The sequence below is a fragment of the Stenotrophomonas sp. FSL W7-1447 genome (assembly GCF_037966425.1).
Lineage (GTDB): Bacteria > Pseudomonadota > Gammaproteobacteria > Xanthomonadales > Xanthomonadaceae > Stenotrophomonas > Stenotrophomonas pavanii.
The window spans coordinates 1,185,840-1,199,281 of the sequence record NZ_CP150199.1 but is presented as its reverse complement, the minus strand read 5'-3'; the positions used below and the strand labels follow the sequence as shown (position 1 = coordinate 1,199,281).

General features: G+C 66.8%; 16 protein-coding genes and 1 pseudogene. 12 read left to right on the top strand and 5 right to left on the bottom strand.

Annotation, left to right across the window (positions count from 1 at the left end):
- Positions 1-69 precede the first annotated feature (69 nt).
- Positions 70-942 (top strand): PhzF family phenazine biosynthesis protein, encoded by an 873-nt coding sequence (locus tag NSQ78_RS05655; RefSeq protein WP_064237812.1) that lies wholly within the window; start codon positions 70-72, stop codon positions 940-942.
- A 132-nt stretch (positions 943-1,074) separates the two neighbouring features.
- Positions 1,075-1,953: a PhzF family phenazine biosynthesis protein gene (locus tag NSQ78_RS05650; protein ID WP_064237811.1), complete on the top strand. Its 879-nt coding sequence runs from the start codon at positions 1,075-1,077 to the stop codon at positions 1,951-1,953.
- Between the two features lie 166 nt (positions 1,954-2,119).
- On the opposite strand, the gene NSQ78_RS05645 is transcribed toward NSQ78_RS05650, so the two are convergent.
- Positions 2,120-2,551: an OsmC family protein gene (locus NSQ78_RS05645; protein ID WP_049467406.1), complete on the bottom strand. Its 432-nt coding sequence runs from the start codon at positions 2,549-2,551 to the stop codon at positions 2,120-2,122.
- Between the two features lie 370 nt (positions 2,552-2,921).
- Between NSQ78_RS05645 and NSQ78_RS05640 the strand changes: the two genes are divergently transcribed.
- The 4 genes from NSQ78_RS05640 (at position 2,922) to NSQ78_RS05625 (ending at position 5,211) form a co-directional block, all read left to right on the top strand.
- A complete protein-coding gene (locus NSQ78_RS05640) occupies positions 2,922-3,320 on the top strand; it encodes an HU family DNA-binding protein (RefSeq protein WP_005408442.1) in 399 nt (132 codons plus the stop codon).
- A 294-nt stretch (positions 3,321-3,614) separates the two neighbouring features.
- Positions 3,615-3,923 (top strand): DUF3861 family protein, encoded by a 309-nt coding sequence (locus NSQ78_RS05635; RefSeq protein ID WP_053462642.1) that lies wholly within the window; start codon positions 3,615-3,617, stop codon positions 3,921-3,923.
- A gap of 55 nt (positions 3,924-3,978) precedes the next feature.
- Complete coding sequence (locus NSQ78_RS05630) at positions 3,979-4,533, top strand: hypothetical protein (RefSeq protein WP_064237810.1); 555 nt, start codon at positions 3,979-3,981, stop codon at positions 4,531-4,533.
- Positions 4,534-4,614: 81 nt separating this feature from the next.
- A complete protein-coding gene (locus NSQ78_RS05625) occupies positions 4,615-5,211 on the top strand; it encodes a DUF1439 domain-containing protein (RefSeq protein ID WP_049467409.1) in 597 nt (198 codons plus the stop codon).
- A 92-nt stretch (positions 5,212-5,303) separates the two neighbouring features.
- Here the strand turns inward: NSQ78_RS05625 and NSQ78_RS05620 are convergent, their stop codons facing one another.
- Both NSQ78_RS05620 and NSQ78_RS05615 read right to left on the bottom strand, forming a co-directional pair.
- A complete protein-coding gene (locus NSQ78_RS05620; RefSeq protein ID WP_049467411.1) occupies positions 5,304-5,846 on the bottom strand; it encodes a type 1 glutamine amidotransferase domain-containing protein in 543 nt (180 codons plus the stop codon).
- Between the two features lie 121 nt (positions 5,847-5,967).
- Positions 5,968-6,435, bottom strand: a complete 468-nt coding sequence (locus NSQ78_RS05615) for an SET domain-containing protein-lysine N-methyltransferase (protein WP_049467412.1) — start codon at positions 6,433-6,435, stop codon at positions 5,968-5,970.
- Between the two features lie 210 nt (positions 6,436-6,645).
- On the opposite strand from NSQ78_RS05615, the gene NSQ78_RS05610 reads away from it, so the two are divergent.
- The 6 genes and pseudogenes from NSQ78_RS05610 to NSQ78_RS05585 form a co-directional block, all read left to right on the top strand.
- A complete protein-coding gene (locus NSQ78_RS05610; protein WP_005408436.1) occupies positions 6,646-7,101 on the top strand; it encodes an SUF system Fe-S cluster assembly regulator in 456 nt (151 codons plus the stop codon).
- A 16-nt stretch (positions 7,102-7,117) separates the two neighbouring features.
- Positions 7,118-8,593, top strand: coding sequence for a Fe-S cluster assembly protein SufB (gene sufB, locus NSQ78_RS05605; RefSeq protein WP_057494207.1), 1,476 nt, complete (start codon positions 7,118-7,120; stop codon positions 8,591-8,593).
- 74 nt (positions 8,594-8,667) lie between these two features.
- A complete protein-coding gene (gene sufC, locus NSQ78_RS05600) occupies positions 8,668-9,432 on the top strand; it encodes a Fe-S cluster assembly ATPase SufC (RefSeq protein ID WP_064237809.1) in 765 nt (254 codons plus the stop codon).
- Positions 9,432-10,694, top strand: a complete 1,263-nt coding sequence (gene sufD / locus NSQ78_RS05595; RefSeq protein WP_064237808.1) for a Fe-S cluster assembly protein SufD — start codon at positions 9,432-9,434, stop codon at positions 10,692-10,694. Before sufC ends, sufD begins: the two co-directional genes overlap by 1 nt.
- On the top strand, positions 10,691-11,947 hold the full coding sequence (locus tag NSQ78_RS05590; RefSeq protein WP_064237807.1) for a cysteine desulfurase: 1,257 nt from the start codon (positions 10,691-10,693) through the stop codon (positions 11,945-11,947). Before sufD ends, NSQ78_RS05590 begins: the two co-directional genes overlap by 4 nt.
- Positions 11,948-12,339: 392 nt before the next feature.
- A pseudogene (locus tag NSQ78_RS05585) lies at positions 12,340-12,490 on the top strand (cysteine desulfurase CsdA); the annotation flags it as partial.
- A gap of 181 nt (positions 12,491-12,671) precedes the next feature.
- On the opposite strand, the gene NSQ78_RS05580 reads toward NSQ78_RS05585, so the two are convergent.
- Together NSQ78_RS05580 and NSQ78_RS05575 are read right to left on the bottom strand one after the other, a co-directional pair.
- On the bottom strand, positions 12,672-13,001 hold the full coding sequence (locus NSQ78_RS05580) for a hypothetical protein (protein ID WP_064237806.1): 330 nt from the start codon (positions 12,999-13,001) through the stop codon (positions 12,672-12,674).
- Complete coding sequence (locus NSQ78_RS05575) at positions 12,998-13,369, bottom strand: hypothetical protein (RefSeq protein WP_223224812.1); 372 nt, start codon at positions 13,367-13,369, stop codon at positions 12,998-13,000. The genes NSQ78_RS05580 and NSQ78_RS05575 overlap by 4 nt, the downstream gene beginning before the upstream one ends.
- Positions 13,370-13,442 lie beyond the last annotated feature (73 nt).

The following is a 13,442-nucleotide window of genomic DNA, read 5'->3' as shown; positions in this document are numbered from 1 at the left end:
GCTATGTAGAATGTGGGGAAGCCGCCCTTGGGGGCGGAACCTTTGATTCTAAGCGCAATACCTCCGTAGATGGCCGTCCTTCGTTACCTGCAGCTCGATGTCTTCGCCCCCCGCCCCGGCACCGGCAATCCGCTGGGCGCGATCCTGGACGCCGACGCGCTCTCCAGCAGCCAGATGCAGGCCCTGGCCGCTTGGCTGAACCTGTCCGAGACCGTGTTCTTCCTGCGCCCCAGCGTGCCCGGCGCCGACTACCACATCCGCATCTTCACCCCGACCCGCGAGCTGGCGTTCGCCGGCCACCCGAGCGTCGGCGCGGCCTGGGCGGCGGTGACCTGCGAGCTGGCCCGGCCGCGTGATGGCGCCCTGCTGCAGCAATGCGCGGCGGGACTGTTGCCGGTGCGGGTGAGCGGCCCGGCCAGGGCACTGGAGATCCAGCTGGCCAGCCCGCCGGCGCGGCAGCTGCCGACGGCCGCAGAGGGGGCACCTGAGGCACTGCTGGCACTGGCCGCCCGCGGGCACGTCCCCGAACTCTGGGACAACGGCGCACGCTGGTGGCTGCTGCCGCTGCGCGACGCCGCTGCCGTGCGCGGGCTGGCACCGGACATGGCTGCCCTGCGCGACTGGAGCCTGGCCACCGACGCCACCGGCGTGGCGGTGTTCGCCGACGAGGCCGGCAGCGGCCACGCCCGCGTGGTGCGCGCATTCTGCCCGGCCGATGCCGCCAGCGTGCCGGAAGATCCGGTCACCGGCAGCGCCAACGCGCTGATAGGCGCCTGGCTGCGGCAGCGCAATGCCCTGCCCGGCGTCGAGGGCCGCTACATTGCCAGCCAGGGCCGCGAAGTCGGCCGCGATGGCCGCGTACACGTCGAGGTGGATGCGCAGGGCACGGTCTGGATCGGCGGCCAGGTGCAGCCGGTCATCGACGGCCGCGTCCGCTGGTAGCGCACGAAAAAAAGGGGACGGAGGGAATTAAGTCGCTTATGGCAGATGGGGCAAAAGCGACTTAATTCCCTCCGTCCCCTATTTGGTGCCCCGCGCTACGCTATGCCACCTGTTTACTGGAGTTCCTCCCCGATGACCACCCGCCGTTTCCTGCAGCTGGATGTGTTCTCCCCGCGCGCCGGTGCCGGCAACCCGCTGGCCGTGGTACTCGATGCCGAGGGCCTGGACGACGCCAGCATGCAGGCCATCGCGCGCTGGACGCGCCTGCCCGAAACCACCTTCGTTTTCCCGCCGCAGGCCGCCGGTGCCAGCTACCGGCTGCGCATGTTCAGCCCGCAGAAGGAAGTGCCGTTCGCCGGGCACCCCAGCGTCGGCACGGCGCATGCGGTGCTGCAGGCAGGCTTGGCCAAAGCCGTGGATGGCGTGCTGGTGCAGGACGGCATTGCCGGCGCCCTGCCCCTGCGCGTCAGCGGCGAGGGCGCGCAGCAGCGCATCGCCATCCGCACCCCGCGCGCGCAGCTGGCGGAGATCGCCGAGGCCACCGACCCGCGCCTGCAGGCGGCGCTGAAGGACTGGCCGCTGGGCACACTGCCGCCGGCGCGGATGCAGGGCGGACGCAGCTGGTGGCTGGTGCAGGTAGCCAATGAAGCGGCGTTGCGCGCTCTGCGCCCGGACTGGGACGCGGTGGCGGCGCTGGCCGAGTCCACCGACAGCATGGGCGTGTTCACCTATGCCTTCAGCGATGGCCGCGAGGGATTCGACCTGGCCGTGCGTGCCTTCGTCGGCAATGGCCGGCGCTTCGAGGACGCCGCCTCGGGTGCTGCCAATGCAGTGCTGGCCGCGTGGCTGGACCTGCGCCAGGCCCTGCCCCACGGCCGTGCACCGTTCGAAGTCAGCCAGGGCCGCGAGGTCGGCCACGATGCGCGCCTGACCCTGCGGGTCGATGAGGACGGCGAGGTCTGGTCGGGCGGCCAGGTGCAGACGGTGATTACCGGCACCCTTGATTGGTGATCGCGCTGGGAGGCGGTAGAGCCGAAGGCAGCGGCACGAGCCGCTGCCAACGTCGGACGCGACGGCCCGGAGGGTGGCGGCCAGGAAGGCCGCCATAACGCTGGCCGGCTGCTACATGGACCTCGGCATCATGCGGTTGCCGGCCAGCGACCGGCACTACCTCGGCTCAGCCCAGTTCGGCTTCCAGGCTGATCGGCACCGCACTGAGCGCCTTGGATACCGGGCAGTTCTGCTTGGCGTCATCGGCAATGGCGCGGAACTGCGCCGCGTCGATGCCGGGCACCACCGCTTTCACTTTCAGCCGGATCTGCGACAGCTGCGGGCCACCTTCCAGCGACAGGTCGACCTTCGCCTCGGTGTCCAGCGAGGTCGGGGTGAAGCCGGCTTCGCCCAGCTTGGCCGACAGCGCCATGGTGAAGCAGCCCGCGTGCGCGGCGGCGATCAGCTCTTCCGGATTGGTACCCTTTTCGTCGCCAAAACGGCTGTTGAAGCCGTAGCGGGTCTTGTCCAGCAGCCCGCTCTGCGGCGTGCTCAACGCTCCCTTGCCCGACTTCAGATCGCCTTCCCAGTGCGCGGTGGCGTGTCGCGAGATTCCCATTGTGCTGCTCCTGCGTGGCGGTGATGAACGGTCACCCTCGCATGCCACGCGTTAGCCCTGCGTCGCTCCGCCGCAGGCCGGACGTCGTCCCCGCACCCGCACGTGGACACTTCCTCGCCAGCCCGGAGCGCATTTTTCCCTTGTTTTCAGTGGTTTCGCGCATCCGCTCGATGGACAGGGGCCGCTCACCGCGCGCGCCACTACGCCCCCATCCCCACCGCCGGCCATGTACTGAATCGGCCTGGATATGAAAAAACATGCACTTTCCGCGCTTCGGGCTATTGGCGGCGCCCCGGAGTTGCCCTACATTGCGCTTGCCGACGGGGTTCGGCGCCGACCAAACAACCAACCGTTCACGGAACAGGAAACCATGGCAAAGACCGCTAAGAAGGCTGCCCCGAAGAAGGCAGTGAAGAAAGTCGCGACGAAGGCAGCCGCCAAGCCGGCCGCTCCGAAGCCGATCAAGGAAGTGCTGACCAAGTCCGGCCTGGTTGCACACATCGCTGAAGCCTCCGGCGTCGTCGCCAAGGACGTCCGCGCTGTGCTGGCCTCGCTGGAAAGCGCCGTCGCCTCCTCCGTGCACAAGAAGGGCGCAGGCTCCTTCACCCTGCCGGGCCTGCTGAAGATCACCACCGTCAATGTGCCGGCCAAGCCGAAGCGCAAGGGCATCAACCCGTTCACCAAGGAAGAGCAGTGGTTCGCCGCCAAGCCGGCCACCACCAAGCTGAAGGTGCGTCCGCTGAAGAAGCTGAAGGACGCCGCGCTCTAAGCGCGCGCCCTACGCGGATTCCGACGGGACGGCTCTGGCCGTCCCGTTTTTTTTTGCGCGCGCCCTGCGGGGAATCCGCGCCATGCGCGGGACGTCGCCCCGGAGCAATCCGCAACACAGCGTTGCCGCACGCTGGGCGATCCCCGTTCAAGCCCGTCGTCATTGGCCGGGCGCCGCCCCGGCAGGCGCTGGAACGTACCGGGTGGAACACTGCGTGCAGCGGTGGCCGTCGCCGCCGGCCGTGGCCTTGCCTATGGTGGGCACATCCTCCACAGCTACGGCGAGCACATCCTCATGGCCAGCCCCTCCACCCGCTACCGGATCTCGGTGACCCCGATCGAAAAGGACGGGCTGCAGTGCACCGGGCGCTGCACCATCGAACTGGAACATCGCGCCAGCCGCGACCTGATGCGCCTGCTGGAAGCGGCCCCGCGTACCGCCGGCATCAGCGGCGACGAGCGCGCGACGCTGGTGATCGCCACCCAGCTGCTGCGCGACATCGTGCAGCGCCACGCCGGGACCGACGGCCACGCATTGGCGGCCATCGCCGCCCAAGTGCTGCCGGCGCTGGACGCGCTGGAGCAGCTGCCCTCCTCGCGCTGATCCCCGCCCAATCGGTACACTGCCGCGCCACGGTTGCCTCGGGGAGGAGGCAGGCATGCGCAGGGCCCTGTTCCAGATCATCCCATTACTGATCGCCCCTTGGGTGCTGCCGGGCTGCTCGCGCCCGGCCGCCGAGCTAACCGGCGAACGCGCCCACGCGTCCGAGGACGTTGCGGCCACTGCGGCCACCGACCCGGCGCTTGGCCCGCAGGCGCCGGCGCTGCAGGCAAGCGAAATCCCGCTGCTGGCTGCCGTCGACGACGGCGCAGAGCCGCCTTCGACGATGCTCAACCGCTACGTCGCCGCACTGCTCAACCGCGACCGCGCCGCCAGTGACGCCGCCTGGACGATTCCGCCCGGCGATCCACGGCGCGCCGACGACGCCGCGCTGCGGCAGCTGCAGGACCTGCGCACCCTGCGCCTGCACAGCGATCCCCCGATCGCGCGCGATGATCGGCAGCCACCGCAGCTGCTCGAGGTGCCGGTGCAGGTCCGCGCGGTCACCGCCAACGGCACCTTCCGCTTCAGCGGCTGGTACCGCGTGCAGCCCAGCCGCGATGGCAGTGCCTGGCAGATCCACTCGGCACAACTGCGCCCAACGCTGGACTGAACCGTTGCAGCAGCATGCACGCGCGATTCAGCCTGCGCGGCTACTCTTTGATCCACTCCATCCTGCTCACCGGTCACTGCCATGCGCCTGCGTTCCCTGATGACCCGCCTCGCGGCCTCCACCGTGCTGATCGCTGCGGCGATCGGCGCACAGGCCGCCCCTTCCATCTCCGGCCGCGAACTGTCGGTCGGCGCCAGCGATGTGCAGCAGTACCTGGACGGCAGCTTCCCGCGCACCCAGGACGCCCTCGGCGGCCTGATCGCGTTGACCATGAGCCACCCACAGCTGAGCCTGCCGGCCGGCGAACGGTTGAACCTGGGCATGGATGTGGCGCTGGCCACTGCCGGCGGCAGTCCGGCCAAACTGGGCACGGTCAAACTCAGCAGCGGCCTGCGCTATGACGCGCAGACCCAGGGCTTCCACCTGCAGCAACCGAGCGTGGATGATTTCACCCCGGCCAACCAGGGCGGCCGCCTCGACTCGCGCACCCGCAGCCTGCTCAACGCTTGGCTGAGCGACTACGCCCAGCGTGAGCCGATCTACAAGCTGGACCCGGCCGTGGCCGGCCTGCTCGGCGCGCTGCAGGTGCAGTCGGCCCAGGTGAAGAACGGCAAGCTGGTGGTCACGTTCAACCAGAACCTGGGCAACCTGGTGCCGTCAGGCGTACTGGGCAAGTAAGGTCGTACCGGGTCAATGAGGTAGTGCCGGCCGCTGGCCGGCAGTGCAGTGACTGCATCTGCCGGCCAGCGGCCGGCACTACCGGTAGCGCGTCAGGCCGCAAGCGCTTTCACCACCGCCTCGCTGAAGGCCGGAATGTCGTCCGGCTTGCGGCTGGTGATGACGTTGCCGTCGACCACCACCTCGGCATCGCGCCATTTCGCACCTGCGTTCGCCAGATCCTGCTGCAGGGACGGCCAGGAGGTCAGCTCGCGGCCATCGGCCAGGCCGCTGTTGATCAGCAACCACGGGCCATGGCAGATCGCCGCCACAGGCTTGCCGGCTTCATCCACCGAGCGGATGAAACCGAGCACGGCATCATCGGTACGCAGCGTGTCCGGATTGATGACGCCCCCGGGCAGCACCAGGGCATCGAAGCGCGCCGGATCCGCCTCATCCAGCGGAATGTCGACCGCGACAGCGTCGCCCCAGTTCTTCTCTTTCCAGCCCTTGATGGTCGCTTCCTTCGCCGGCGACACCACGCTGACCCGCGCGCCCTCCGCTTCCAGCAGCCGCTTGGGCTCGGTCAGCTCGGACTGCTCGAAGCCGTGGGTGGCCAGGATGGCGATCTGCTTGCCCTTCAATCGTTCTGCCATGGGTGCGCTCCAGTTGGGGAGCGCACAGCGTGGACGAACCTCCCTTGCACGGCGGTGACCCTGCCGTGCACGGCAGGTGGAGAGCATCCGTGCCGGCCAGCGGTCGGCACCGCCGGAAGGGTCAGCGCTTGGGCTGCAGCATGGTGCCGGTGCACTTGGGCGAGCCGCAGCGGCACTCCCAGATCTTCTTCAGCTTGGCGGTGTGGCGCTCGGCCAGGGTGATGCCGTAGTTGTAGGTCAGTTCCTCGCCGGGCGTGATGTCGCGCAGCGCCTCGATGAACACCTTGTCGCCGCGGCTGTCGCCGTCCTCGTCTTCCTCGATCACGGCCTCGCAGTTCGGGTCGCAGCTATGGTTGATCCAGCGCGCATCGTTGCCCTTGTAGTTGGCATCGATCACCCAGTCATCGTTGAGGGTGAACAGGAAGGTATGGCCGCTTTCGACGTCGCCGCTGTCATCGGCATCAACGTCGCCGTGGCTGCGCAGCAGGCCCTTGTACTGGATCACGCGCTCGCCCTGCTTGATCGGGGCCACGGCGAACACGCCGTTGCCATGGATGGCGGACTTGCGGGCTTGGATCTTCTTCGGCATCGGCACGGGCTGTTTGCAGCGGATGGAACCTTGATTCTCGCCCATTCCGGGTGATTTGCGAAAATCACCCCGTTGGCGCAGGATTGCGGCCCGGCAACGGCCCCGGCGTGTCCTCCCGGCCCGGCCCCAGCGCCGGCTGAATGCCCGGGTTGGATGGTGGCGAATAAAAGCGTACAATTTCAGTCCGCTTTAAGAACCACTCGCATCCCCATGTTGCGCGTCACCAAGCTCACCGATTACGCCACCGTCGTGCTGACCGTGCTCGCCGCCCGTCCGGGCGAGGTGCTCAGCGCCACCGAGCTGGCCGAATTCACCGGCCTGGAGCCGCCCACCGTCAGCAAGGTCCTCAAGCCGCTGGCCCAGGCCGGCCTGGTCGAAGGCCTGCGCGGCGTCCGTGGTGGCTACCGGCTGACCCGCCCGGCCATCGAGATCTCGCTGTTCGAGGTGGTCGAAGCAATGGAAGGGCCGCTGGCCCTGACCGAATGCAGCCACGACCACCACCAGTGCGGCATGGCGCCCAAGTGCGGCGCGCGCAGCAGCTGGCGGCTGATCAACGACGTGGTCTCCGAGGCCCTGCGCGATGTCACCCTCGCCCAGATCCTGCCCCCTCTTCCCCTTGCCGATGACGAACAGCGCCGCACCATCGCTGTCGATGTCGTCTCCTGATCCACAGGCAGCCCCCATGGCCACCGAAACCATCGAAAACGTCGCCCACGACGACACGCCCAACCGCGAGATCCACGAACAGCTCGGCCGCAAGTATTCGGCAGGCTTCATCACCGAGATCGAATCGGACTCCCTGCCCCCGGGCCTGGACGAGGACACCATCCGTGCCCTGTCGGCCAAGAAGGAGGAGCCGGAGTGGATGACACAGTGGCGCCTGGACGCCTACCGCCACTTCCTGACCCTGCCGATGCCGGACTGGGCCAAGCTGGAGATCGCGCCGATCGACCTGCAGGCGCTGAGCTACTACTCCGCGCCGAAGGGCCCGAAGTACGCCTCGCTGGACGACGTGCCGAAGGAACTGCTCGACACCTACGACAAGCTGGGCGTGCCGCTGCACGAACGCGCCAAGCTGGCCGGCGTGGCGGTGGATGCGGTGTTCGACTCGGTGTCCGTCGGCACCACCTTCCGCAAGGAACTGGCCGAGAAGGGCGTGATCTTCTGCTCGATGTCCGAGGCGATCAAGGAACACCCGGAGCTGGTGCGCCAGTACCTGGGCACCGTGGTGCCGGTCGGTGACAACTACTTCGCCGCGCTCAATTCGGCGGTGTTCTCCGATGGCAGCTTCGTGTTCATTCCCAAGGGCGTGCGCTGCCCGATGGAGCTGAGCACCTACTTCCGCATCAACGCCGGCCACACCGGCCAGTTCGAGCGCACCCTGATCGTGTGCGAGGACAAGGCCTACGTGTCCTACCTGGAAGGCTGCACCGCGCCAATGCGCGACGAGAACCAGCTGCACGCCGCAGTGGTCGAGCTGGTGGCACTGGAAGACGCCGAGATCAAGTACTCCACTGTGCAGAACTGGTACCCGGGCGACGAGAACGGCGTCGGCGGCATCTACAACTTCGTCACCAAGCGTGCCGAATGCCGTGGCGCGCGCAGCAAGGTCACCTGGACCCAGGTCGAAACCGGTTCGGCGATCACCTGGAAGTACCCGTCCTGCGTGCTGCTGGGCGACGACTCGGTCGGTGAGTTCCACTCGGTGGCACTGACTCACCACCGCCAGCAGGCCGACACCGGCACCAAGATGATCCACGTCGGCAAGCGCACCAAGAGCAAGATCGTCAGCAAGGGCATCAGCGCCGGCCGCGGCCAGAACACCTACCGCGGCCTGGTGCGGGTGGACCGCAACGCCGACGGCGCGCGCAACTACACCCAGTGCGACTCGCTGCTGATCGGCAAGCAGTGCGGCGCGCACACCTTCCCCTATATCGAGGTGAAGAACCCGGGCGCCACCGTCGAGCACGAGGCCACCACCTCCAAGATCTCCGACGACCAGCTGTTCTACTGCCGCGCCCGTGGCATCAGCCAGGAAGACGCGGTGTCGATGATCGTCGACGGCTTCTGCAAGCAGGTGTTCCGCGAACTGCCGATGGAGTTCGCGGTGGAAGCCAAGAAGCTGCTGGAAGTCTCGCTGGAAGGTTCGGTGGGCTGAGCGCCCGCCCCTGCCCCTCGCAAACGCATTCTCTTTACCGGCGGGCCCTGGCCCGCCCCACGGAAATCCCCACCATGCTGAAGATCGAAAACCTCCACGCCCGCATCGGCGGCAAGGAAATCCTCAAGGGCCTGTCGCTGGACGTGAAGCCCGGCCAGGTGCACGCCATCATGGGCCCGAACGGCGCCGGCAAGTCCACCCTGGGCAATGTCCTGGCCGGCCGCGATGGCTACGAAGTGACCGAAGGCCGCGTGCAGTTCGACGGCGTCGACCTGCTGGAGCTGGACCCGGAAGCGCGCGCCGCTGCCGGCCTGTTCCTGGCGTTCCAGTACCCGGTGGAAATCCCGGGCGTGAACAACACCTACTTCCTGCGCGCGGCACTGAACGCCCAGCGCAAGGCGCGCGGCGAGGAAGAACTCGATTCCATGCAGTTCCTCAAGCTGGTGCGGCAGAAGCTGGCCGTGCTGCACCTGAAGGACGAACTGCTGCACCGCGGCGTGAACGAAGGTTTCTCCGGCGGCGAGAAGAAGCGCAACGAGATCTTCCAGCTGGCCGTGCTGGAACCGAAGCTGGCGATCCTGGACGAGACCGACTCGGGCCTGGACATCGACGCGCTGAAGAGCGTGGCCGACGGCGTCAACGCACTGCGCGGCACCGACCGTTCGTTCCTGGTCATCACCCACTACCAGCGTCTGCTGGACTACATCAAGCCGGACGTGGTGCACGTGCTGGCCGATGGCCGCATCGTCAAGACCGGTGGCCCGGAACTGGCGCTGGAACTGGAAGCGCACGGCTATGATTTCCTGAAGGACCGGGTCGTGCCCGAGGCGGCGGTCTGATGAGCGCCCTGCTTGACTCGATGGCCCAGGCCTTCTGCGGCAGTGATGCGCGCCACGAAGTGCTGGATGCGGCCCTGCGCGACGGTCTTCCCGCCGCCCGCAACGAAGCCTGGAAGTACACCTCGCTGCGCCAGCTGGAGCGCCGCGCGTTCGCTGCGGCACCGCTGCAGGCACCGGCGCTGGACGCCGCGCTGCTGGACGACATCCCGGCACCGCGCCTGGTGTTCGTCAACGGCCGCCTGGACGCCGCGCTGAGCGACGTGCAGGCGCTGCCGGACGGCGCGCAGCTGCAGCCGCTGTCGGCCGCACTGGCCTCCGGCGAAGATGCCGTGCGTTTCCTTGGCCGCCGCTACGAGCGCAGCGAAGAGATCTTCGCCCGGCTCAACGCCGCACTGGCCGATGAAGGCGTCGTGCTGCGCGTGGATGAAGGCGTGCAGGTCGAGACGCCGCTGCAGCTGGTGTTTGCCAGCGTCGCCGGCGACACCGACCTGGCCTGGCATCACCGCCACCTGATCGAACTGCGCGCCGGCGCCAGCCTGGGCGTGGTCGAGCACCGCTTCAGCGTCGGTGATTCCACCCACCTGGACAACACCGTGCTGCATGCCCACGTCGCCCGCGATGCCGTGCTCAAGCACGCCCGCGTGCAGGCCGGCAGCGCGCGCCAGACCAGCTTCCTGCGCACCGACGCGGTGCTGGCCCGCGACGCGCAGTACCACCGCGTTGACCTGGAACTGGGCGCCGCGCTCAGCCGCCATGAACTGAACGTCCGCCTGGAAGGCGACAACGCCCAGCTGACCGCCAATGGCGTGCTGCTCGGCAACGGCCGCCGCCATGTCGAAACCCGCCTGGGCATCGACCACATCGCGCGCGATACCGCCTGCGAACTGCTGTGGCGCGGCGTCGCCGCCAACCGCAGCCGCGTGGTGTTCCATGGTGGCATCCAGATCCGCGAAGGCGCCGACGGCACCGACGCGAACCTGTCCAACAAGAACCTGCTGCTGTCGGCCGATGCCGAGATCGACACCCAGCCGACGCTGGTGATCGACGCCGATGAAGTGAAGGCCGCGCACGGCGCGACCGTCGGCCAGCTCGATGCCAACGCGCTGTTCTACCTGCGCTCGCGCGGCCTGCCGCAGGCACAGGCGCAGGCCCTGCTGAGCGCCGCGTTCTGCCACGAACCGCTGAAGATCCTGCCGGACGCGCTGCGCGAGCAGCTGGCACGCCGCCTGGACAAGGCCCTGGCCGAGGCAGGTGTGGCGTGAACCTGTCCACCCCGCGCCCGATCGAAGAACGCACTGGCGCCCCCGACTGGGACCGCGTCCGCCTCGACTTCCCGCTGCTGATGCGGGAAGTGCACGGCAAGCCGCTGGTCTATTTCGACAATGCCAACACCGGCCAGAAGCCGGTGCAGGTGATCGGCGCGGTGGACGAGTTCTACCGCCGCTACAACGCCAACGTCAGCCGCGCGGTGCATGCGCTGGGCAGCGAGGCCACCGACGCCTACGAAGGCGCGCGCAACACGCTGGCGCGCTTCCTCAACGTGCGCCCCAGCGAGCTGGTGCTGTGCAGCGGCACCACCTTCGCCATCAACCTGGTGGCGTACTCGTGGGCGCTGCCGCGGCTGAAGACCGGTGACGTGATCCTGGTGTCGCGCATGGAGCACCACGCCAACATCGTGCCGTGGCAGCTGGTCGCGCAGCGTACCGGTGCCACCATCCGCGTGGCCGAGATCACGCCTGACGGCGCACTGGACCTGGATGCGCTGCGCGCGGCGATGACCCCGGAGGTCAAGCTGCTGGCGGTCACCCATGTCTCCAACGTGCTGGGCACGGTCAACCCGGTGCGCGAGATCTGCCGCGAAGCGCGCAAGCGCGGCATCATCACCGTGGTCGATGGCTCGCAGGCCGTGCCGCACCGCAAGGTCGACGTCGCCGCGATCGGCTGCGACTTCTACGCGATCACCGGCCACAAGATGTGCGGCCCGACCGGCACCGGCGCCTTGTGGGCGCGCCGCGAGCATCTGGATGCGATGCCGCCGTTCCTCGGTGGCGGCGAAATGATCAAGGAAGTCAGCTTCGACGGCACCGTGTTCAACGATGCCCCGCACAAATTCGAAGCCGGCACCCCGAACATCGCCGGCTTCATCGGCCTGGGTGTGGCTGCCGACTACCTGCAGCAGCTTGGTCAGGAGAACGTGGAAGCCCGCGAAGCCGAACTGCTGGCGCACTTCACCGAAGAGCTGCGCCGCGTCGACGGTCTGCGCATCATCGGCGAAGCGCCGGAGAAGGCCGCCGTGGTCTCGTTCCTGATCGATGGCGCGCATGCGCACGACCTGGCGACCCTGCTTGACCTGGAAGGCGTGGCGGTGCGCTCCGGCCAGCACTGCGCACACCCGCTGCTGCAGTACTTTGGTGTGGCGGCCACCTGCCGTGCCTCGCTGGCGTTCTACAACACGCACGCCGAGATCGAGCGGTTCATGACGGCGCTGACCAAGGTGCGGAAGCTGCTGGGCTGAGGATTCGCGAGAATCGGGGAAGTATGAGAACGCCGCAGGAAACTGCGGCGTTTTTTATTGCGCACCACCAACTCTGCATTCACTCCCCGCGCCCTATCCACGGGGCGCGAATGTATTACCTCATCCATATCAGCATGAATCTTCTGAGATGAGGAGCTGTCGTGGTCCTGATTGGCTACCCGAAGAAGACAACCGCGCTCCTGCACACAGGAGGCAAGAAGCGGCATCGATAACGCAGCAAATAGAAAAATTATGATCTTCATCGAAACCGAACCCTGTCACTTCCCCGAGGGTTGCTTTTCAAGACGCCTTGCGTCGAGCCGCCCTTGGATCCTGAAGAACCCCTTGAAATTGCTAAGTCGATGTCGAGAGGTCGTATCGTTACTCAGCATCGCATCGGCGAAGCGCTGGAGAAGGCTGCCGTAGTCTCGTTCCTGAACGAAGGCGCACTTGCACATGACCTAGCCACCCTGCTCGACTTGGCACGCCGAGATCGAGCGATTCATGACCGCATTGACCACGGTGCGCAAGTTGCTGGGATGAGGATTCGCCGGAGTCAAGGACGTGCGAGAACACCACGGGAAACCGTGGCTTTCTTGTTTTCAGCGACTACCTGCTCTGCCATGCCGCACGACGATCAAGAATGACATCTGCCAAGGCGGCGTCAGCTGCGAATACGCTGATAGCAGCCTCAACGGCAACCGCGAAACATGTCGACCATGCATCAACGCTTGCCGCCACCCCATACCGAGTCGTAAAGCCCCAGCATGAGAAGCACCATGAAGGAAGTCATCCCCAAGTACAGAAATAGGCTCGCCAGCCGATGCGAGTCACAAACACTCTTACTCAAGATCACTCCATCAAGGCGCCCTCTTTTCACTGCGCGGAGCCGTTGATGGGCGCCTTCAAATGCCCAAGAAACTCCCGGACGTTTGCGCCTGCTCAACTCCGGATGATCACGCTCCAGCCTCACCTTAAACTCGTGAAGAAGGTAGAAATATGCTGGATAGAAGATGATGATTCCCAGAATTGAAAGCAAGAACAACCAGCTCATAGCTCTTTCTCCCATCCCCCCATTGCGGGAGGCTTGACTATTGCCTGTCCACCAAAGCCACCCCCAGCAGAAACCGACAGAGACCCTCCGCCGTGATCATTGAAACGGGCACTCAAACCAATAGAAATATCCGTAGCCTTGAAACTGATCGAGCCGTCATAGAGATTGACCTGCTCGCCGAAGATCTCGCCCTTCAGCGGTTCGACAAGGTCCCCGTACTTCAGCCGCTTGTCGTACTCCTGCCGCCAGGTGGGAACGATCTGGGCTGAAACGGCGACCGGTGCCAGCACGCACAGGCCAACGACACCCAGAAGCAGACGCTTGGCCGCCATTGCGGCGCGCGGATGAGAAATGAGGCCAGACTGCATGCAGATCCTCCCTGGATCGACGTCCCTGTGTGCCCCACCTGCGCCGAACGGCAGTTGGCCTTCGACCAGGCGG

Bases quoted from the DNA above. Each gene is read 5' to 3' on its own strand.
- sufD (WP_064237808.1), top strand. From the start codon at position 9,432: ATGAGCGCCCTGCTTGACTCGATGGCCCAGGCCTTCTGCGGCAGTGAT.
- NSQ78_RS05645 (WP_049467406.1), bottom strand. From the start codon at position 2,551: ATGGGAATCTCGCGACACGCCACCGCGCACTGGGAAGGCGATCTGAAG.
- sufC (WP_064237809.1), top strand. From the start codon at position 8,668: ATGCTGAAGATCGAAAACCTCCACGCCCGCATCGGCGGCAAGGAAATC.
- NSQ78_RS05625 (WP_049467409.1), top strand. From the start codon at position 4,615: ATGCGCCTGCGTTCCCTGATGACCCGCCTCGCGGCCTCCACCGTGCTG.
- NSQ78_RS05640 (WP_005408442.1), top strand. From the start codon at position 2,922: ATGGCAAAGACCGCTAAGAAGGCTGCCCCGAAGAAGGCAGTGAAGAAA.
- NSQ78_RS05575 (WP_223224812.1), bottom strand. From the start codon at position 13,369: ATGCAGTCTGGCCTCATTTCTCATCCGCGCGCCGCAATGGCGGCCAAG.
- NSQ78_RS05580 (WP_064237806.1), bottom strand. From the start codon at position 13,001: ATGAGCTGGTTGTTCTTGCTTTCAATTCTGGGAATCATCATCTTCTAT.
- NSQ78_RS05610 (WP_005408436.1), top strand. From the start codon at position 6,646: ATGTTGCGCGTCACCAAGCTCACCGATTACGCCACCGTCGTGCTGACC.
- NSQ78_RS05635 (WP_053462642.1), top strand. From the start codon at position 3,615: ATGGCCAGCCCCTCCACCCGCTACCGGATCTCGGTGACCCCGATCGAA.
- NSQ78_RS05655 (WP_064237812.1), top strand. From the start codon at position 70: ATGGCCGTCCTTCGTTACCTGCAGCTCGATGTCTTCGCCCCCCGCCCC.
- NSQ78_RS05615 (WP_049467412.1), bottom strand. From the start codon at position 6,435: ATGCCGAAGAAGATCCAAGCCCGCAAGTCCGCCATCCATGGCAACGGC.
- sufB (WP_057494207.1), top strand. From the start codon at position 7,118: ATGGCCACCGAAACCATCGAAAACGTCGCCCACGACGACACGCCCAAC.
- NSQ78_RS05630 (WP_064237810.1), top strand. From the start codon at position 3,979: ATGCGCAGGGCCCTGTTCCAGATCATCCCATTACTGATCGCCCCTTGG.
- NSQ78_RS05650 (WP_064237811.1), top strand. From the start codon at position 1,075: ATGACCACCCGCCGTTTCCTGCAGCTGGATGTGTTCTCCCCGCGCGCC.
- NSQ78_RS05620 (WP_049467411.1), bottom strand. From the start codon at position 5,846: ATGGCAGAACGATTGAAGGGCAAGCAGATCGCCATCCTGGCCACCCAC.